18 protein-coding genes are annotated in these 19,430 nt (G+C 47.1%); 11 read left to right on the top strand and 7 right to left on the bottom strand.

What is annotated here, in order from left to right; translation table 11 throughout:
• Positions 1-83: 83 nt before the first annotated feature.
• The 6 genes from ACYQ1O_RS16705 to ACYQ1O_RS16730 all read left to right on the top strand — a co-directional run bounded on the left by ACYQ1O_RS16705 (position 84) and on the right by ACYQ1O_RS16730 (position 6,118).
• A complete protein-coding gene (locus ACYQ1O_RS16705) occupies positions 84-677 on the top strand; it encodes a hypothetical protein (RefSeq protein WP_459993385.1) in 594 nt (197 codons plus the stop codon).
• Between the two features lie 120 nt (positions 678-797).
• The gene (locus ACYQ1O_RS16710) at positions 798-2,774 is read left to right on the top strand and encodes an ATP-dependent DNA helicase (protein ID WP_459993387.1); all 1,977 of its coding nucleotides are present in this window, start codon (positions 798-800) and stop codon (positions 2,772-2,774) included.
• Between the two features lie 1,002 nt (positions 2,775-3,776).
• Positions 3,777-4,142 (top strand): helix-turn-helix domain-containing protein, encoded by a 366-nt coding sequence (locus ACYQ1O_RS16715; RefSeq protein ID WP_459993389.1) that lies wholly within the window; start codon positions 3,777-3,779, stop codon positions 4,140-4,142.
• A gap of 300 nt (positions 4,143-4,442) precedes the next feature.
• Positions 4,443-4,856, top strand: a complete 414-nt coding sequence (locus ACYQ1O_RS16720; RefSeq protein WP_459993391.1) for a MerR family transcriptional regulator — start codon at positions 4,443-4,445, stop codon at positions 4,854-4,856.
• An 87-nt stretch (positions 4,857-4,943) separates the two neighbouring features.
• Positions 4,944-5,651 (top strand): MerT/CopZ fusion-like heavy metal transport selenoprotein, encoded by a 708-nt coding sequence (locus ACYQ1O_RS16725; protein ID WP_459993393.1) that lies wholly within the window; start codon positions 4,944-4,946, stop codon positions 5,649-5,651.
• Between the two features lie 17 nt (positions 5,652-5,668).
• Positions 5,669-6,118 (top strand): putative iron-sulfur cluster-binding metallochaperone, encoded by a 450-nt coding sequence (locus ACYQ1O_RS16730; RefSeq protein ID WP_459993395.1) that lies wholly within the window; start codon positions 5,669-5,671, stop codon positions 6,116-6,118.
• Between the two features lie 89 nt (positions 6,119-6,207).
• On the opposite strand, the gene ACYQ1O_RS16735 is transcribed toward ACYQ1O_RS16730, so the two are convergent.
• Both ACYQ1O_RS16735 and ACYQ1O_RS16740 read right to left on the bottom strand, forming a co-directional pair.
• The gene (locus ACYQ1O_RS16735; RefSeq protein WP_459993418.1) at positions 6,208-7,473 is read right to left on the bottom strand and encodes a Y-family DNA polymerase; all 1,266 of its coding nucleotides are present in this window, start codon (positions 7,471-7,473) and stop codon (positions 6,208-6,210) included.
• A gap of 6 nt (positions 7,474-7,479) precedes the next feature.
• A complete protein-coding gene (locus ACYQ1O_RS16740; protein ID WP_459993398.1) occupies positions 7,480-8,037 on the bottom strand; it encodes a LexA family protein in 558 nt (185 codons plus the stop codon).
• Between the two features lie 173 nt (positions 8,038-8,210).
• On the opposite strand from ACYQ1O_RS16740, the gene ACYQ1O_RS16745 reads away from it, so the two are divergent.
• A complete protein-coding gene (locus ACYQ1O_RS16745; RefSeq protein WP_459993400.1) occupies positions 8,211-8,864 on the top strand; it encodes an SOS response-associated peptidase in 654 nt (217 codons plus the stop codon).
• 136 nt (positions 8,865-9,000) lie between these two features.
• Here the strand turns inward: ACYQ1O_RS16745 and ACYQ1O_RS16750 are convergent, their stop codons facing one another.
• The 4 genes from ACYQ1O_RS16750 to ACYQ1O_RS16765 all read right to left on the bottom strand — a co-directional run bounded on the left by ACYQ1O_RS16750 (position 9,001) and on the right by ACYQ1O_RS16765 (position 14,354).
• Positions 9,001-9,621, bottom strand: a complete 621-nt coding sequence (locus ACYQ1O_RS16750) for a hypothetical protein (RefSeq protein ID WP_459993402.1) — start codon at positions 9,619-9,621, stop codon at positions 9,001-9,003.
• 94 nt (positions 9,622-9,715) lie between these two features.
• Positions 9,716-9,979: a hypothetical protein gene (locus ACYQ1O_RS16755; protein WP_459993403.1), complete on the bottom strand. Its 264-nt coding sequence runs from the start codon at positions 9,977-9,979 to the stop codon at positions 9,716-9,718.
• Positions 9,980-10,352: 373 nt separating this feature from the next.
• Positions 10,353-13,472 (bottom strand): SNF2-related protein, encoded by a 3,120-nt coding sequence (locus ACYQ1O_RS16760; RefSeq protein WP_459993404.1) that lies wholly within the window; start codon positions 13,470-13,472, stop codon positions 10,353-10,355.
• Complete coding sequence (locus tag ACYQ1O_RS16765; protein ID WP_459993406.1) at positions 13,473-14,354, bottom strand: hypothetical protein; 882 nt, start codon at positions 14,352-14,354, stop codon at positions 13,473-13,475.
• A gap of 982 nt (positions 14,355-15,336) precedes the next feature.
• Here ACYQ1O_RS16765 and ACYQ1O_RS16770 point away from each other — a divergent pair.
• From ACYQ1O_RS16770 to ACYQ1O_RS16780, 3 genes are all read left to right on the top strand, one after another.
• Entirely contained in the window at positions 15,337-16,929 is a 1,593-nt protein-coding gene (locus ACYQ1O_RS16770; RefSeq protein ID WP_459993408.1) for a hypothetical protein, read from the top strand.
• Between the two features lie 145 nt (positions 16,930-17,074).
• Positions 17,075-17,359 carry a DUF3892 domain-containing protein gene (locus ACYQ1O_RS16775; protein ID WP_459993409.1) on the top strand — a complete coding sequence of 95 codons (285 nt, stop codon included), beginning with the start codon at positions 17,075-17,077 and terminating at the stop codon, positions 17,357-17,359.
• Positions 17,360-17,546: 187 nt separating this feature from the next.
• Positions 17,547-18,026 (top strand): protein-tyrosine phosphatase family protein, encoded by a 480-nt coding sequence (locus ACYQ1O_RS16780; protein ID WP_459993412.1) that lies wholly within the window; start codon positions 17,547-17,549, stop codon positions 18,024-18,026.
• 206 nt (positions 18,027-18,232) lie between these two features.
• Here the strand turns inward: ACYQ1O_RS16780 and ACYQ1O_RS16785 are convergent, their stop codons facing one another.
• The gene (locus ACYQ1O_RS16785) at positions 18,233-18,634 is read right to left on the bottom strand and encodes an integrase core domain-containing protein (protein ID WP_459993413.1); all 402 of its coding nucleotides are present in this window, start codon (positions 18,632-18,634) and stop codon (positions 18,233-18,235) included.
• Positions 18,635-19,119: 485 nt separating this feature from the next.
• Here ACYQ1O_RS16785 and ACYQ1O_RS16790 point away from each other — a divergent pair.
• Positions 19,120-19,430, top strand: a 311-nt coding sequence (locus tag ACYQ1O_RS16790) for a hypothetical protein (RefSeq protein WP_459993415.1), incomplete at its 3' end; no start/stop codon positions are given.

Here is a 19,430-nt window from a genome sequence, read left to right on the forward strand (position 1 = left end):
AGATGGATGGGTATAGGCCAGAACGTCCTGTTTGGGTATTGTTAATTCACCTACCCCGATTGGAATTCTGATATGGAAATAGTATGAACCAAACGCTCATCAAAATTGAAGAACAGGACAATTCAATCATTCACCAGAATGATGTGGCCCTACTGGATTTTCTGAAAGACCACTTTGAGTTTACCACCGACGTTAAGTTGGCAACTTATTTGGGGCTCACCAGACATGCCATTTATAAGGTTCGGGCAGGGGATGTGGCTTTGGGTAACGGTGTCCGCCTACGGCTGCTTGAAAATTCCGGTCATTTCCAGCAATTCCTCCCTTTACCCGACCTGTCAGCCAGCAGCTTGCTTGACGACATCCAGAAACGGATGGGCATCACCGCCGGACATAAAAAACCAACCCTAGGCGATCACAACTGTGATGCCGAACTATTGGCCTGTTTTAAGCAACATATTGCCGCCACCACTGATGAGGCAGTAGCCGGCAAAATGGGGCTAAAAAGAACCTCGCTGTCCATGCTGCGCAAAGGCAAGGCAAAATTCGGTATTGCACCACGGATTCAACTAGCGGGCGTTTTGTATCCAGACGCGGATATCGCCAAACTGGAAACGTTGATAAACGATTCGGGGGAACTGGTGCAATTCCTCCAAATAAACACCCATAACCACCCATAACCCCTAATGCCCCCTACCCTAACTGAATTGACCCACGCCGCCTTTTCTGAAAAGGGCATCCTATCCAAGTATCTCCCACACTACCGTCCGAACCCGGTCCAGGTGCAATACGCCGAAACGGTGGCCGCCCTCCTGGCGTCTGGTTCCAAGCAGCAGACGGCGGTTGGCCTGGTCGAAGCCGGGACGGGCATCGGCAAAACCTTAGGCTACGCCGTGCCATTGTTGCTGTACGCCGCCCTGACCGGCCACCGTGTCGCCATTTCCACCTATACCGTCCAGCTCCAATCGCAAATCCTGGGGATTGGCGGGGATTTGGCTATCGCCCTGCAAGTCGCCTTGGATTTGACCGGAAAAAAACTGGTGGTTGCACCGCGGCTAGGCCTGCGGAATTTTGTCAGCCCGGCAAGGGCACGGCAACGGTTGCTTGAAAAAGGCGTGGCATGGGATGCCGCCCCAGAAACCGTCAAGGATTTCCTGTGTTGGGCGGATACGTCACCGACGGGCTTGTTGATGGATTGGCAAAGCGCCCGTGGCGAACTCCCTGTGGAATTGTCCAGCGCCGATGTCTGCTGCGAAGCGTATCTGCCGGACACGGAGAAGTCGCGCTATTTGGCGCACAGGCTGGCCGCTAAAGCAGCCGATGTCATCGTCACCAACCACGCTTTAACGTTGCTCCATGCCACCTCAAAATCCTATGCCGTCCTGGATGATGCCGAATCCCGCCCCCTGTCCGTGATCGTTGCCGATGAAGCCGACAAAGTTGAATCCGCCGCCCACCTGATCGCCAATAAAGCCGCCTGCCTCAACACGATGGCCAGGTTATTTGCAAAACCAACTGGCCCGGCCAATCCGGCCATTTTTGCAGGGATCAGGACGTTGATGGATAGGGCCATGACCATGGATACCACCCATACCCCGCACACTGCACTGAGTGAATCCCCTTTTATTGCCGGGCAAATCGGCCACGACATCGCAACCTTATTGCCATTGCTCGATACCGCCATCAAGGTTTGCCAAGACCGTGAACACCGGGCGGAAATACAGCTGCATCGGGATGCACTGGCGACATTTGCATCCGGCATGAGCCAACCGGCTTCCCATTCCATACCGGTCATCCATTATTCCAAACAGCGGCGTTACCCCTCCTTACGCTTGGTCAACCCGAATCCGGGTAAGGTGTTCGGCCGGTTATGGCAAGACCGCGAGGAAGACGGCGGCAATGCCTATTTGTCTGCGGCGCTGCTCACTTCCGCGACCTTGTCCGACGGCAATGAATCCTCATTGAAGGCGGTGGCCAACACGCTAGGCTTGTTCCGTTCAAAGCGGCATCAACTCGTTACGCGCATTTTTGAGCCGGACGATTTTGGCAAATTGTCATTGGTGTTGCCGGATGACCACGCCCCAACCCCTACCCTGCCCTTGGGCGACGATGCTTTTTCAAGCGATCCGCTGTGGATTCATTATGTGTCGGCCATGATTGTCAAAGCCGCCGGATCGGGCGGTCGTGTCCTCGCCCTGACCCTGTCTTACCGCGACACGGAAATGATCGCCGATCACATCAGGCAACATCACCCGGATTTGGCAACCTTGATCCAACAGACTGAAACCGACTCCCTCAATGGGCTGATACTGCGCTTTAAGCAAACGGAAGGTGCGGTATTGTTGTCGCCAGTATGTTGGGAAGGTATCAACCTGCCAGGGCTGGTCAAAAATGTGGTGGTCACCCGCATTCCCTTTTCCCCGCCAGATAGCGCTATTGAGGCATTGCTGGCAGAATCCATGTTCAAGCGTGGTTTTTCCGCAGAAACCGTTAGGGCAACTGTTTACGGCATGTCGGTCATCCACACCCGGCGCAAGCTCCGCCAGGCCATTGGCCGTGGCATCCGCCAAAAGACCGATGTCACAAAAATCTGGTTCGGCGATAGGCGCATCCTCGCCCAAAACGGTAAGCTGAAGCTGGAGTCGCTATTGCCTGCCAGGTTCGTGCCTGCGGTTAGCCGTGCGGAGACATTCACGTTGGACGGTATCGAATCACTGCCGCTAAACACTAAGGCTGCTCAAACCAACCCTTGGGTCATGAAAGAATGCTATTTATGAATTGGCAAACAGTGGATCAGTGGCCGGCTTGTGGGGTTCGGTTTCTAAAAACCAATCCGGCGTGTCTTTTCTGGCAAACGGCGCCATCCTCATTATAACGCCAAGCACAGGCTTGATTCCGGTGACATGGGTAACCACCCTATAAAATGCCGATCAATAAAAGTGTCCAATGATTGGACACTTTTCGGATACGCCCACCCAGTTGAACAGAATGTCCACCCTTCTGTCCTGCCCTTGCCCAACGTTGGCCATAATTTGTTACCAGACAAAAGCGGCCTTGGGAATTTTGAGGTGTGGTCGGTAACGACCTATAAAACGCCAATCAATAAAAGTGTCCAATGATTGGACACTTTTCGGATACGCCCACCCAGTTGAACAGAATGTCCACCCTTCTGTCCTGCCCTTGCCCAACGTTGGCCATAATTTGTTACCAGACAAAAGCGGCCTTGGGAATTTTGAGGTGTGGTCGGTAACGACCTATAAAACGCCAATCAATAAAAGTGTCCAATGATTGGACACTTTTCGGATACGCCCACCCAGTTGAACAGAATACCCACTCTTCTGTCCTGCCCTTACCCATCGTTGGTTATAATTTAATTATGACCAGACAAAAGCGGCCTTGGGAATTTTGGGGTGTGGTCGGTAACGACCTATAAAACGCCAATCAATAAAAGTGTCCAATGATTGGACACTTTTCGTATACGCCCACCCAGTTGAACAGAATGCCCACTCTTCTGTCCTGCCCTTGCCCATCGTTGGTTATAATTTAATTATGACCAGACAAAAGCGGCCTTGGGAATTTTGGGTGATTATTTGTATTTGGGGCGTGGTTGGTCAGTAACGCCCCATTTTTAACGGTCGCGTTTCTCGAAAGCTGCCAATCAGGTAAATCCAGATTCCACGAATTGATCGACTAACAGTTTATCACTAACTCATGACAATAAACTTTTAACTAGAATGCCTGTGAATTCTAAAGACAAAGATGATTCCCAAGCCGAACACTTGGAACAAACTTTTGCTGATCGCCTTGCCCAGATAATCGGGGTCGAGTCAGTGGCATCATTCTCCCGCCGAAGTGGCATTCGCGAAAGCCTGTTACGCAAATACCTGAATGGCTCACTGCCTACTGTAAAAAACTTGGTGATTTTGGCAGATGCCGGAGCGACTTCAATTGGTTGGCTGGCTTCTGGGCGCACCCCTCAAATTGCCGCTGAAGTGCTTGAAGAATCTACTATCGGTAACACCAATCCTCCCGCTATAAATGACGAGCTTCAATTATTAATTTGCTACCGCCAAGCAGATAAACAGCAAAAAGCGGCCATTCGTGCTTTATTGGTAGCATTTGTTAAACCCAGTGGTATCGCTTAGTATTCTGGGTTCGCGGTCGCAACTACGTTTTATCACCCAAAATGACCAGCCAATTTCATTTCCGCTGCCCAAAGAAATCTTTTTGCCCACCTTAAATTGTTGACAAAAGCAGCTATTGGCAATGATAGGGATTGGTTGGCCGGTAACGACCCAAACCAGTCCATTTGACACCAATTCCTTTGAAGACAGGCATCAGACCACTAGCAGCCATTCCAGATAATATTGATAGTTAGTTCTAAATAGCTGATGATTGGTAAACCCGAGAGAAAATAGCAACCCTTCAACGTTTGGTTCAATGAAATGTCGTCTTTGACCATAGGCAAACTTGCCAAACAAACCGGAGTCACCATTGAAACCATCCGCCACTATCAACGCATAGGTTTACTGCCGGAACCTGACAAACCCGATAGCGGTTATCGCTGTTATTCGGATGATGCGGTTATCCAAATCCGTTTTATCAAACGTGCTCAACAGGCTGGATTTACCTTGAAGGAAATTGCCACCTTGTTAGCGCTTGATGGGGCGGGGGCGCATTGTGCTGACGTTCGACAACTCGCCGAGCAGAAATGCCAGCAGATCGATCAACAGATTAAGGATTTAACGGCTCTCCGACAGATATTGGGAACTCTGGTCAACGACTGTCAGCAGACAGCGTCATCCACTCATTGCGCTATTCTCGATGCGTTTAGCGAAGACGCATCAACCCAGACATAATTTTAAATCACTCACTTGACTCTGTTCTAAACAACAGGGCTTAGACTTCTCGCCAATATTGAGAATTGTTTGATTTAGGAGATTCGCATGAATACAGACTCTGAAACACCCATAAAAACCCAGTCATGGTTGGGTATCGGCGCCCTATTGGCCGCTGTAGGGGCTTCGGCCTGTTGTGTCGGGCCTTTTTTACTGTTGTCGTTGGGTATTGGCGGCGCATGGATTAGCACGTTGACGGCACTGGAACCGGTCCGTCCATTTTTCATCATCCTGACTCTAATCTTTATGGCGTTAGGGTATCGAAAACTCTATTTAATGCCTGACCGCTGTGAGGCAGGTGAAAGCTGTGCTACATCCGACGTTCAACGCCGACAACGCCTGATGTTTTGGTTGAGTTCCGCATTTATTTTGATACTGCTGGCCTTTCCTTGGGTAGCACCTTTTTTCATGGCTTGAGAGGATACCGATATGACCATTAAATCCAGTTTGTTAATTTTGAGCTTGTCATCAAGTGTGTTGTGGATACCGGCAGCACAGGCTGAAACAACTGTTGCACAGTCAAACCGGCAGCAAACGGTAACGCTGAACATAGAAAACATGACCTGTGCCATGTGTACAGTCACCATCAAAAAAGCCTTGCAGAAAGTCGAAGGCGTACAAGAAGTGACTGTCGATTACGATTCAAAAACGGCCACCATCACCTTCGATAACCAAAAAACCGATAGCGCAGCCTTGATCAAAGCCACGACGAATGCGGGTTATCCGGGTTCCCTAGCCACACCTGTTGCTCGATAGCGCCAATGGTACGGTCTATGTCCGATTGCTGCTGCCCCAGTACATCTACCAAAACCAAACAGCTTTGTCCTGAGTGTGGCTCCACTTGTAAAAGTGTCGGTATTTGGACGCTGTACCATCAGGTAAGGTTTCCCGAGAATCAGGCACTCATCATTGACGACTATTATTTTTGTCCAGCCAAAGCATGTTCAGTTGGGTACTTTTCCAACGCAGGCAACATTATCCCCAAACAGCATTTACGAAGCTATCAGGCGAATCAAACCGACCTGCTTTGTTACTGTTTTGATATTGGCACCGAGCAGTATTTATCGGCGTTAAAAGCTCAGCGTGCGGAACCGATAAAGGATTTTGTCATGCAACGCACCAAAACCGGAGAATGTGCCTGTGAAATCAGAAATCCGTCAGGCCAATGCTGTTTAGCTAATTTCAAGCGTTTACAAAACGAGCACAATATAGCTGTCAAATGATCGCTATAAACCAGCCATTCGGAAAACTGAATTTTTGCATTTTTCATAGACCGCTTTTGGCCGATAGCTGCTATCCGCGGTCGAATATTTTATATGTTAATGGTCAATAACTCCGCCCACCGGGTCGTATAAGACGGCGACTTAAACTGCTGGCGCATGTGCCAACGTTGGCTGAGCAGTTCACTGGCGTAACGGACGGTGCTTTTGCCATAGCGGCGGTTGATTTGGTCTAGGGTTGCCATCAATTGTGATGTTTGGTCGCTGTTGTCTTCTTCATCAAACAATGAACCTTGTCGTGTGCCTACGGGAAGCAAATCCGGCAATATCACCCCCGCCCGTTGGTAACTGAAGCCCGGCTTATAAATGCGTTTCAAGCCCTGATGCGCAGCTTGGATCAGGTCGGTGGCTTGATGGGTAGGCTGGTCAAAAACGGTGGTGGTGCTGTTGCTGTAGGGCGGGTTTTTAGTGTCAAACGGGCTGGTGGCGACAAACACGCTCAACACGGACGTTGCCAATTGTTGGCGGCGCAGTTTCTCCGCCGAACGGCTGGCAAAATGGCTGACCGCCGCCCTGACATCCTCAAAACGGGTGAGCTTTTCGCCAAAACTGCGTGAGGTGAGGATTTGTTTCCTAGGCGGTGGCATGGCTTCCAACGGAATGCAGGACAGCCCTTGCAACTCACAGACGATGCGTTCCATGACCACACCCAAGTGTTGCCGCAAGCGCTTCGGGTCGGCCTGGCTCAGGTCTAAGGCGTTATGGATGCCTAAGGCTTGTAACTTAACCGCCGTGCGCCGTGAAATACCCCACAGGTCATCCAGGGCGATGGTTGCCAATACCGCCTCAGGATCAGCGAGTGTCCGCCAATCCAACACTTGCCCGTTTACCGAATGGCCTTTCTTCGCCAAACGGTTCGCCAATTTGGCGAGGGTCTTGGTCGGGGCGATGCCGATGGAAATGGGGATGCCCGTCCATTGTTTGACGGTCTTGCACATCTGCAAGCCATGCTCGGTCAAGTCGTGGGACATCCCCGTGAAATCCAAAAAACATTCATCAATCGAATAGACTTCAATCCGTGGCGCAAAACCGGACAGCACTTGCATCACCCTATGGGACAAGTCGCCGTATAGCGCATAATTGCTAGAAAAGACCGCAATGCCTTCCTGCCTCGCATACGGTTCAATCTTGAAATACGGCGCACCCATCGCCACCTGCAATAATTTAGCCTCGTTGCTTCTGGCAATCACGCAACCGTCATTATTCGACAAAACCACAATCGGCTGGCCTTCCAGGTGCGGCTGGAACACCCGTTCACACGAGGCGTAAAAATTATTGCAATCCGCTAAAGCAAACATCACCGATTATGCCGCTAATAAGGAATGGATGACATGGGCGACTACGCCCCAGATATGCAAGTCCATGCCTTCCTTGATGGCTATCGGCAGGTATTTCACATTTTCCGGCAGCAGCCAGACTTCATCGCCCTCCAGCGATAAGCGTTTCACCGTCAGATCGCCATTCACCACCGCCACGACAATCGAACCCGATTGCGCCTCCAACGACCTGTCCACGATCAGTGTGTCACCACTATGGATACCTGCATCCACCATCGAATCGCCTTGCACCTTGACCAAAAACGTCGCCGCCGGGTGTCTGATGTAATGTTGGTTTAAATCAATCGTCGCTTCCAGATGGTCGTCGGCGGGAGACGGGAAACCCGCAGGCACTTTGCCCCCAAACAACGGCAAGTTGACCAACCACGGGGCTTCGCTGGGTTTTAGGATCGGCAGGGCGATATTGTCGACGCCTGTCCAATCAGGATGCCGATGGAGTGCAGGTTGTTGGTGCGGAATAGGGAAGCGTGCGGGGTTCATGGATACTAAAAAACGGAAGCGGTGCGGGTAATGGAAAGCATACACCAAAAATCCCCTAAGTTCTCTTTTTGTTCTCCTTTTGTTTTCTAGCCAATGACAGCCACACTGAACAAACCACTAGACCGCTACAAGCGATGGGCATACCATCCCCAGTGGAAAACAAGAACCTTATTCCCAGACAACCCCAACCCAAAACCCAACCCTAGGAACACCACTATATGTGCGGGCGTTTTAACCTGATAGCCAAAGCGGATGACATCATCGGGCATTTCCAATTGCAGAAACTGCCGCGCTACCAACCTAGCTATAACATTGCCCCCGGACAAAAAATCCTGACCGTGGTCGGATTGGACGACAAATCATTAAAAGCAGTGAACCTGTTCTGGGGCTTGGTGCCGTCCTGGTCGAAAGACAGCAAAAACAGCCACCACCTGATCAACGCCCGTGCCGAAACCGTCAGTGAAAAACCCTCGTTCCGGGCGGCATTCCATAAACGGCGTTGCCTAATCGTCTCCAGCGGCTTTTACGAATGGGCAACCACCGATCTCGGCAAAAAAGCGTTTAACATCCACCGCCAAGACCAACAGCCCTTTGCCTTTGCCGGATTGTGGGAACATTGGGATCACGACCAAGGCACGCTGTATTCCTGCACGATCATCACCACCCAAGCCACGGGCATCATGCAACCCATCCATGAACGGATGCCCGTCATCGTCCAACCCGACCACTATCCGCAATGGCTAGATAAGGCCACGGACGATCAACACGCCTTGAAACTGCTCGGCAATGATGCCTATGCCCAAATGGCGGCAACCCCGGTCAGCGATTGGGTGAACAATCCCCGGCATGATGATGAACGGTGTTTGCAATAACCCCACCACTTGGCTTCGGTTACGGACATCCTGCCGAAAATGGCTTTGGGCTAGTTTCGCCAAAATGGATATTCCACCCAATTGGACAGGCTTCTAATCTACAGTGGCCAGGGATTTTTATTGTCGATGGCCCACATTAAATCCAAATATCGGGCGAGCCAGATTTCGTCTCATTTAGGCCTAGGCTTTCATGCCGGAATGCCGATACTGCCAGGATATGGGCATCCATCAATTTGAGCAAATCCCCAGCCGATCCGATCCCCTGTTCAATATCCGCAATAGTGACACCATCAACCATTTTCAGCATCCGCAACCTAGGCAAGGGGCCAAGCCGGGATTTGTTGCCCCTTACCGTTGCCAGCGTGTTGCTTTTGATACCCAAATATTCGGCCAACAACTTGTCCGTCCGAAAATTGAACTGCCCTTTAAACAAATCCAGCAAAGCCACGTCGATGGGCTGACCGTTCCCCTCCCCTTGCACAGATTTTTTGCACAGATGTTCCGCACCACCGTCCCTTAAGGACACCAGCCGCGCGACCAAATTCTCAGGCGACATCCTGGCGATGAAATCCTTGGCCTGGACGCTTTCCAGCCGGTCCATTATCTTTAGGCGTTGGGCAATGCTCAGGCCGGTCTCACCGCGCCTCACTAGGCTGACGGAATCTTTGGTGATGCCCAAAAATGCGGCAACCTCCACATCTGTCTGAAAACCGAAACATTCTTTTAGTTTATCCAACAATACGGCGTCATTTTTCATAAAATTCAAAACATCGGCAAAACAAGTGCGTAACAACGACACTGTCAAATATAACAATATAGAAAAGCATTTTCATCAAGCGGCTGATTTTCAATCATAGAACCAGTGACAGTTCACTTGTAACGCAACCTGCCACCGAATAGCTTTTTCTTTCCGTAGCCCCGACGAACTCAAACGTGCCTTCTTCATTCCTATGCACCAGCCTGTCCAATAACAAATAATGTATATCGCCATCGTGCATCTTAAAATCCAACGCTTTGGCTTCTATAGCGCTGCTGTTGCCTACAAATTGGATGATGGTCTCCCGACTATCTGGGTCAATACTGATTTTTCTGATTGTTCGGGTGTTTGTTGCCATTCTCACTACTCCAAATTGATGACGCTTAAGGCTTATGGGATTTGATTTTAAATTATCCCGCAACCCACTCAAGACGCAACACACCAACCAACATAGAACCGTTAAAAACCAACATGATCAACCTGGCCATCACATTCAAACCTTTTCCCACAAAATTTGCATTTAGCCCATCTATCAACAACCCAAAACCTGACGAATGAAACCAGCTTGTTATGCCTGGTATCGCCCACCCTGTCCGAATAAGACACTGAACCCCCGCACCTCCCGCAAGGGGAAACATCCGGTGTACCGTCGCTTTTGCAACCAAACCACCAGCAGCTAATTTTCTTTGATCGACAAATTACCATTATTACCTCCGACTAGCCCCAAAGCCTTAAGCAGCCCTTTTTCGCATGGCATCCAACCTTTCTTTAAGATCAGGTACGGAATTGATAAACCGGTAAACAAAGGCATCAAAGTGGACAAATTCTTCATTGTCGCCATTTTGTTCGCCGTAATCCATCCCCGCCTCGCTCGCCAACGCCTTCCATTCGATCAGTTGCCCCATGTAGTCATCAATTGACCCTTTGAGGTGAAAGAAACTGCCGCTGACTTCGCAAGTCTGTTGTGGTCGGATCAGCCGATAAATCGCCTGTTGTTCCGCCCTTACCTTGTAACTGCGGTTGTAAAAAATAAATGAGTTCAGTTGCGGCAAGTTTAGCCCGTCTTGTGTCACGCCCAGGCTGGCCAACATCACTTGGTCGTTTCCTTCGCGGATTCTGGCATTCAATTTGTCAGTCCGCTTGTTGATGGTTTCCTCCCCAGTGAATACCAGGTTGGTGATTCCCGCCTTGTCCAGTTCGGACGATAGGCGATGCAACACGGTTGGACTGGTCGCAAAGACGATAGGCCGTAAACCTTGCTTAACCTCCTTCTTCACCAAATCCAATACCGCGATCTCTTTGGTGGTCAGCTCATGAAATCCACGCCCGTAGCCTTGTACTGCGCTTGGCACATTCGCGGCTTTAAAGCACGCGGCCATCCTGGCTAGGATGATGGTCAAGTTCAACGCCTTGCCATTCAATTTCTGTTCGTTGGCATAGCGGCGGTACCACTGGGCAAATTCCTCGGCTGTTTGTACATACAGAGCCAAATGGTCAAAATCCCAATCCACTTTCACAGGTTCCCGTAACTCTGGTACCGGAAACTTGACGTGACGACTCACATCAGGCTCTTGCTGAACACGTCTTTTGATTAAGGGAGCCACCCATTTCCTGTACTCATCCAAGTACTCTGGATTAATTTTGGGCACTTCGCGTTTTGCCCCTACCCCGCTATCCAAGAATTCATTGGTCGCCCAAACCACCGTCACAAAACGGCGGTTGAATTCATCGCGTCCGGTCGGTTGGTTTTCAGCGCCATTAAATAACCTTTCATGAATAAACCCGCCTTTCATCGAATACGGTTGGTAGGCGCGTTCTTCGCCAGCGACAAACGCCGCCAAATTGAGCATTTCCCTAGGGTAGTTGGGGCTGGGCGTGCCATCCAGGATATAACGCCGTTTAGCGCCCACCTGCCAAACCGCTTGGGTCTGTTGGGTTTGATAATTCGCCAGCAAGCCCCCTTCATCACACAAGATGTTTGCAATCTTGTTCTTAAGCCCTTTTGCCAATGTCCGTTTAGGACGATGCGGATCAACCAGCCGTTTTAAGCTTTCGTAACTGACAATGTTGATTTTTCCTAACTGGCGGGTGTCGGCCTCGTTTTTTATGACGCGATAATCACTAATGCCTAGTTTTTTTAGCTCGTTGACCATTTCTGGTATCAACCGTGATTTCAGCACCAATAGTGACGCGCCGTCTAACAGCAGCGCCAAGGAAATCGCCAGCCTGGATTTGCCCAAGGCCATCTGCCAGCCACAAACCGCACCTTTGGGCTTGAAGGCCAGCTCCAACAGGTCTTCAACCTGAAAATCCCATGAGAGCCAATTAGGGATACCCAAGGCATCGGCTTTTGCCCTTAATTCCGCGATCGCCTGCGGGAAGCTTTCAGCAATCGGCGGATGGATGGTTTCCCAGTAGCCTTCCTTAGCCGCATCACCTTGCGGATCAAACAGCGAAAAGAACACGTCATGTCCACAAGTGAATTCCCCCCGTGCTGTTCGGACTCTGAAACCACCTTCTGCCCGGATGGCTGTCACTTTTTCGTTAATCGCCACAACTGCGCCACGTTGCATCCGGTTGATCAAACCCATGCGTTTGGCAATCGCGGTGAACTCCGGCGTGCCTTTTCGGTAAACAGTACGCCCGAACGGCACAGCCATTCTCCGGTTTTCCTCCAAAATCCCGTTAAGACCACACAAAAGCTGATGGTCAACCACCGGATCACCACCACACTTTCTAATAATGTCGCACACGGAATCTAAGGCGGCTAATGGGTTATCCTGCATGGCGATGACATCCAGGCTTAACTTGAATTGTCCGGCGTAACGGGTTTTTGCTGGGTAACGGTGATGTTTATCTGAAAATAGCCTGGATTGGTAAAGGCTATTTTTTACCCTCGCTTCGGTCGCACCGTCTTTAAAAACCAATTTTATCCGCCGTCCAGAACGGCGCAAATGCACGGTACGGTCACCTGTCAGGGGCGTGATGATCACGGGTTTTGAATGTTCAACGCCAATAACGTTGATAGGGTTACGGGTTCGGAACAAATCCCTCATAGTGCGGCAACTCAAACCTAACGGGATCGGCCCGGATGCGGGGTTAATGCTCGCGTAATAGATAGGCGGTGTTGTTTGCTTTTCGTCATAGCCGATATAAACCGAAAAGTCTTGGTCAAATATCAACAAATCCGTCGCAACATGATCGACGTTTTCACTTTTGAAGGTGTCCGAAGGAAGCGTGAGAACCGCCCTAAGCCGGTTGGCGAATGCAGGGATTTTCAATATCGTCGCTTTGGTGTATTGTGGCACGATGGCGGCTACCATGCCGCAATGGCCCAAGGCTTGCGCTAGGGCGTATTCATGCGACAAGGCCGATGTATCCGGCCCAAATTTGCCATAGTGCGTTATGCCAGCATAGCGTTTCAGGAAAGGGCTTGATAGCGTGATACTAAACGGTGGATTGATAAACGCCACGCTGAAATGCTCCAGCTCGACTTGCTCCATCCCGGCTGTTTCAATATCTACCCGAAACCTGGTGCCTTCAAACAACTGGGTAACGGAATTCACCAGTTCGCCGTCAATATCGAAACCAAATAGTGACACCCTGTCAGGATCGGCGTAGCGGAACATCGCCGCATTGCCGATACTGTTGTCCAGTAGGCTATAGTATCCCTCTTCCTTAAAAGCAGCTGATACTGTCCGCCAAATGAATCGGCTTAACCAGTCGGGCGTAAAGTATTGCGCCAAGCATTCTTGGCGTTTTTGATGCAGACCCGCCAATGAACCGGGTTTTTCTGCAATACTGCCCCTCGATTGCAGGGCTTCTAATCCTATAGGGGTAGTCCGCACCATTTAAGCCGCCTCCGCCATATTGAGGGCGTCCAGCACTTGGTTTGCCACGTCTTCAAAGCCATTTAAGGAAATAAAGGCCAGAACGGCATCAAAAGCCTCTTTAGTGAATCTGTACTCGTGCTTATCCTTGAAACAATGGATTTCTAAGTTGCCGCCTTTGCCGCATTTAGTTCTGGAAGCAATTATTTGGTAGTCATAATTTAGGTAATCTGCCGCCTTGATTAAATCCGTAATGGCATTGCCAAATGACAGCCCCGCATCTTTTTCGATTAACGCCAGCCCCGCTTGTAAGTTTTTTAATTTGTTTATCGTTTCCCAAACGTTTGAATATCTAAATGGGTAACAACCCATCACGATCCGGTTAGATCGTACTATGACCCCTCTCCTTAGGTATCTAAGCCCTAGCCAATCTGTTATACCTAGCGCAATTAACCGCAAACCTTCATTGGCCAATTCGGATGCCTGCCGGTTTATTTCTGCGGCAATGGCGGTGAAATCCATTTGATTCAGATAAATATCAACTAGGCCGATTTCCTTTTCAAGGTTTTCGCCGTTGTCACAGTCATGAAATAAATCGACCGTTTGTCTTGTAAGGCGATTTCCGCATCTATGGTGGTAACCAACTTGGTATAATTCCCTATTTAGTTCGATTTTAGCGGGTGTGCCGTTGGCGTAGTGTGCGGTTAATTTTTTGCACAAATCATCGATATATTTGTTTGTTACTTCGTCCATGCAATTCAATGCGTTAGCGTTCAGATTTCCTATATCCACGCCCAATATTTTTAAATAGGACGCTGATTTCATTAGTTCACAACGGCTTTCAACAGCGTCAATTAGTCGGCTTTTTAGGGTTTTTTCTAGTGATTCGGCGTTAGGTATCATGGTTTTTTTTCTCCCGTTTGGTATCTGTTGAAACTAGATTAAAACAGGTCGATCAATACGCAATACCTAAAAAGACGAAAAAATTAATTATTTTATCTAATAAAAACAAGTTCATATAAGTTGTTTTTTCAGATTTCTAAAAATACAACACCTATCCAACAAGCATGATTTCTCAATAAGAACACCTGCTTTATTCAAGTAAATAACAATACTTACCAAGCATTAATTTTCTCAACAAAATCTGAAATGGAAATTACCCTTCATCCCCCTCCTCCTTGGTAAGGAAAAAAGAAAATTAATTACAATGGAATTTGGCCATAGCTAAGCGTCTTAGTGGATTTAAGTTTTGAGCTGGCTTGCAATCTACAGTGGCCATAGATTTTCATAGTCGATGGTCGTTAAAACCGGATATTTGCAAAATGAGGTTGGAATGAAATCCGCTGGGGTTTAGGATGAATCCAGTCATTTGATTGGAATTCGCTTATCGGAAAATTCACGGTTTGGTTGGGTAAGGCATGATCGTCTTGTAACGCCCCATTATTGACGGTCACGCTTTCTCCAAAGCGGCCAGTCAGGCAAATCCAGATTCCACGAATTGGTGGACTGCAAAGCAGCCGTTGTCGACCTCAACCAGGCGGCCAGGAAACGACTATTGCCAATTTCAGTTGAATGACTGGTTAAACCAATATAGGGTAAGTTTAAACAAACGACACCAAAGTCCCATAGGATTTTGAGCGGTGACAAGGTGTAACCTTCCGGTGTATCACCGCGCACTACTTAAGATAATATTTCCTGTGATTTCATTAGCGTGTGTGCATAACCAGTTTGAACGGATAGGTTGTTAACAACAAGCCAATGGAATATGCTTTTGAACGGTTAGTATAAGTGCCGCTGTTATGCACCTATTTCAGGGTAATTCGACACACATTTTTAGGTTTTTACTTTACGTTGGGCTATGACATTTTGAAAAATGAATACATATTTGGATGACTTTATTTCTTTTATTAAAGAAAAACATGGTGAAGAAACTTGGATTTCTCTTTACAAAAATATTACCTCAGAAAACAGAAGTGAAGATGGTGGCTTTTTTTGTGGGTTAGTAGTTAAAGAAAAAACAGCCGATGCAATGACAAAACACGGCTGGGATTTAATGCGTGGTGATGGCAGACCTGGTTTTTCAGAAAGTTATTCGAATGGAAAGTCCATTGCAACTTATTTGTCTGGTAAAGACAGCGATTTTAGACCTCTTGTTATTTGTCGTGATTTTGAAGGTCGGAAAGAAGATTATCTTGAATTTAGTGAAGAGTTTCGTTTATTCCATAATCTGTATTTTGATAATACAAATTCGAAATATATCGCTTTCGATGATACTGGAGAAGAAATTGAGGTTATCAAGTTCCTAACTAATGAAGTTAAAGTTCGAAGAAGTTATCTCCGTTCGTTTCTAGCAGCCATTCAAATGGATTTATTACTTTATTTTGAACTAACTAGACACTTTAAAGAAAAAGTACACATTGAAGATGAAGATAGGCGTGTAAAACATGGTACCGCTGAATTATGTTTTACAAAGTATTCAGGAGATTCTTATGCCAAAGGATATTCTTCATTTGTTAGGATACTTGGAAAAAAACTTATTAAATGTGGGGCGATAGAAACCTGTGGGGTATGGCCTTTTGAGAAAGAGAGAGTTTATGAAGAGTTTATTATTGGCGGCGACTCGGATGAGCTAATTAAATTTATATGCAAACCAGATATGCTTGCTAACTACTTTGGAGCTAATCCAGACTCGCCTCATTATTTAACCCCTGTATTTTTCAGAAAAGAAGTTATGCAAAAGTATTACAATTCTTCTGGCTATGAGATTCAAGATAGCTATCTTCGTCGAAAAGGAGCTTGGGGACTACGTTTTGATAACAATTCACCTACACATATAAGCGTTTTTTTGGGGGATTTAGGACAAGACTTACCCAATAAAGAACAAATTTATTGGAAAAGTTACAACATTATTCCTGACGGTCATAAAATAAGTGAGCCTAATTTCCAACGAAGTTTTTTAGGCAATTTCTTTAATTCAACCAATCCAGAATTTAGATTTAAATATAAATTTGAAAACTTACAAAAATATTGGGATGAAAAATTCGGATGGACTATATTTTTGCCCTTGAAAGAAAAAGACAGTCATTTTTATCAATCAATTAGGTCATTACTAACAAATGAACAAGCTGAATTTGATACTCAAATTCTCGCCCTTGCAAAAGTTACAATGGATTCTATCAATATCAAGGAGTTGAAAAGCTTCTTATCATGTACTGATGAAAAAATTACACCCATTGGATTGCTTCAATTGCTGTTAGAACATGTTAATGTAGATGATATAACATCAAAAATAGATTTTCTTCGGGGTGTGCAAAGCATTCGTTCAACTGGCGTGGCTCATCGAAAAGGCAGTGATTATGAAAAAACTATTAAAAAGTTAAAGATTGATGCTGATAACTATATGAGTGAATTTGATGAAATTTTAATAAAATTTTCAGAGATACTGTCCGATATGTCATGTGTAAAGGATAAAGGCTAATAAGCCAGTCAAATGGTCGTTCCGCCCGTTGGCGGTTTTGGAGTTTGGTTTTTATCAAGGTTCGGCGGCTTCGCTTAGGCTAAGTGTAAGGCGCGCCCCTGTAACGTTGGGCAAATAAATTTCTACATTCACACTGGGATAAATCATGACAGTTAACATTGAAATAAAGTGTATAAATAAAACAAACCGAAATGACCCTCACGAACGAATCCAAAATGTTGGAGGCGTAAACTCCGATGGGACAAGATGGAAATTGTCAGTTGCAGATGCCATTGCTGGTATAGAGTCCGATAAGTGGAAGTTTTGGACTGCTGGCGGCGGAAAGTCTGTATGGGTAGTTATCGCAACTCACAACGGCCATAAATACCTTAAGACTGAACCGGATGGCATCCATCCAAACAATCTTCTGGCGTTGAAGGAATGCCCATAATCATATATTTTGAAAACCCAGCCCAAAGCCTGTTGTGCCGCGTAAAGCTGGTCATATTTTGAGGAGTCAAAGGGACTGCCCGCCGTTCCAGCTGGCAAAGTTAGTTTTTTTCACAGGTAAGCGGCTTCGCTGTAAGCAATCAGCGGGCAGCCCCTTACCGTAACATTGAGCAGTGGAAGGAGAAGTGATGCGGGAAGTCTACGAAAGAGTATTTGTTTCTAATGAATTTTCTTGTCGAAAAGGAAATGACGAACTGGTTGTCGTACATGCTTGCAAAAGCCCTTGCCACCAAAGAGAGATGGGGTATCGTGGCAGCCTACCAAGTACACACCCAAATTATCTTGTGAAGGAAGATATGTACGATCTTTATTTAAACATAATAGATCCTCCTGCACCTTTATTTATGCCTCCACTCTTTATAAGCTTTTTAGCATTTTCAAATAAGCATTGGTCAGAGGGAAGAAAGAATTTGGTTCATTGCAATCAAGGTGAATCTAGGGCACCTTCATTAGCTCTGTTGTTTATAGCTAAATGTCGAGGTGCTATTAGCAACCATTCTTATGAGTTAGCTAAATCTGATTTTGAAGCCATTTACCCAGGTTACAACCCAGGTAATGGAATACGGAAGTATTTTTCAATGAATTGGGAATCATTAGGTAATCCCTAACAATTAAAGGTAAGAGGTAGTCATCCGTATGAAATTCGGGTTTAGAAAACCATCCTTCAAAAAACGAATATCCGCCCGAACTTCTCCAAAGCGTTTTGTGCGGCACTCACTAAAAGTCAAAGCTCCAAAAGGTTACGGTTGGTTTACAAACCCGAAGAAAGCAGCTTATAACTAAAGTGGACCCCATTGTCCAGACAAATATTCGTCTAGTTTAAGCTGGAGACCCGTCCATGCTCCAGCTGAATGGCGCTGTCCCAATACGTGTGAACGGCTTTTGGAACTTCCTCCGTACCGTTAAATTTATCGATAATTTTTGCTCCTCCACCAATAGCTGTTTGATACACCTCATGGGGTGTTTTGTAACCCAATGATTGATGATAGCGTTCCTGGTTATAGAACAAAAAGTATTGCGTTAACCCCATCAATAAGTCCCTTACGCTGTCGTACTTGTTCAAATACACGTCTTCATATTTCGTACAACGAAGTATTTTTGGAACATTTGTGTAAGTATTATTGGAACAATTTGCAGAAAATGGTGTTGCCAGTGGTAAAGATGCGCCATGTCCAAAATTCATCGATTTTAGTCGCGGCATATCATTATGATTCATATAACTTTCTTTATTGTTTTATGGCCATTGCGAAGTAATATTGGAACTTGTTTGTAAAATGCGAAGTATTATTGGTGCTTTTTGCGGAACCGACGGGGAGCGGCCAAAACCGGGGGTAAATTCGCCTGAATTCTGTAAAGAGACATTATGCGATGATAAAGCCTGTTAGGAACTGGGAAGGGTCCTTTGTGTTGTTTTAAATGGCGGTTTTGGCAATCAATTTAATCGCTGGTACCAGATAAGCCAATCCAGCAAGAAAATCAAAATGACCTCAGCGGGCTGCGCAGTCCAATTGAGTTTGCCCAGGTTTTGGCCGCGCCCTTCTAAATGTTCCAATATTACTTCGCAAGCAAGCAAACATAATATAATTGGAACAATACTAATATTTATTTTCTTAACCCATTGATTTTAAATAGTCGAATTAGCCTATTCGTAGTTCCAATAATACTTCGTTGTACGGGATCAGGACGTTGATGGATAGGGCCATGACAATGGATACCACCCATACCCCGCACACTGCACTGAGTGAATCCCCTTCAATTGCCGGTCAAATCGGCCACGACATAGCAACCTTATTGCCATTGCTCGATACCGCCATCAAGGCCTGCCAAGACCGGGAAAACCGGGCGGAAATACAGCTGCATCGGGATGCACTGGCGACATTTGCATCCGGCATGAGCCAACCGGCTTCCCATTCCATACCGGTCATCCATTATTCCAAACAGCGGCGTTACCCCTCCTTACGCTTGGTCAACCCGAATCCGGGTAAGGTGTTCGGCCGGTTATGGCAAGACCG

This window comes from Methylosoma difficile (assembly GCF_054657615.1).

Coding starts and splice junctions, on each gene's coding strand:
- ACYQ1O_RS16705 (WP_459993385.1), top strand. CDS start 84: ATGAACCAAACGCTCATCAAAATTGAAGAACAGGACAATTCAATCATT.
- ACYQ1O_RS16720 (WP_459993391.1), top strand. CDS start 4,443: ATGTCGTCTTTGACCATAGGCAAACTTGCCAAACAAACCGGAGTCACC.
- ACYQ1O_RS16730 (WP_459993395.1), top strand. CDS start 5,669: ATGTCCGATTGCTGCTGCCCCAGTACATCTACCAAAACCAAACAGCTT.
- ACYQ1O_RS16735 (WP_459993418.1), bottom strand. CDS start 7,473: ATGTTTGCTTTAGCGGATTGCAATAATTTTTACGCCTCGTGTGAACGG.
- ACYQ1O_RS16745 (WP_459993400.1), top strand. CDS start 8,211: ATGTGCGGGCGTTTTAACCTGATAGCCAAAGCGGATGACATCATCGGG.
- ACYQ1O_RS16750 (WP_459993402.1), bottom strand. CDS start 9,621: ATGAAAAATGACGCCGTATTGTTGGATAAACTAAAAGAATGTTTCGGT.
- ACYQ1O_RS16755 (WP_459993403.1), bottom strand. CDS start 9,979: ATGGCAACAAACACCCGAACAATCAGAAAAATCAGTATTGACCCAGAT.
- ACYQ1O_RS16760 (WP_459993404.1), bottom strand. CDS start 13,472: ATGGTGCGGACTACCCCTATAGGATTAGAAGCCCTGCAATCGAGGGGC.
- ACYQ1O_RS16765 (WP_459993406.1), bottom strand. CDS start 14,354: ATGATACCTAACGCCGAATCACTAGAAAAAACCCTAAAAAGCCGACTA.
- ACYQ1O_RS16775 (WP_459993409.1), top strand. CDS start 17,075: ATGACAGTTAACATTGAAATAAAGTGTATAAATAAAACAAACCGAAAT.
- ACYQ1O_RS16780 (WP_459993412.1), top strand. CDS start 17,547: ATGCGGGAAGTCTACGAAAGAGTATTTGTTTCTAATGAATTTTCTTGT.
- ACYQ1O_RS16785 (WP_459993413.1), bottom strand. CDS start 18,634: ATGAATCATAATGATATGCCGCGACTAAAATCGATGAATTTTGGACAT.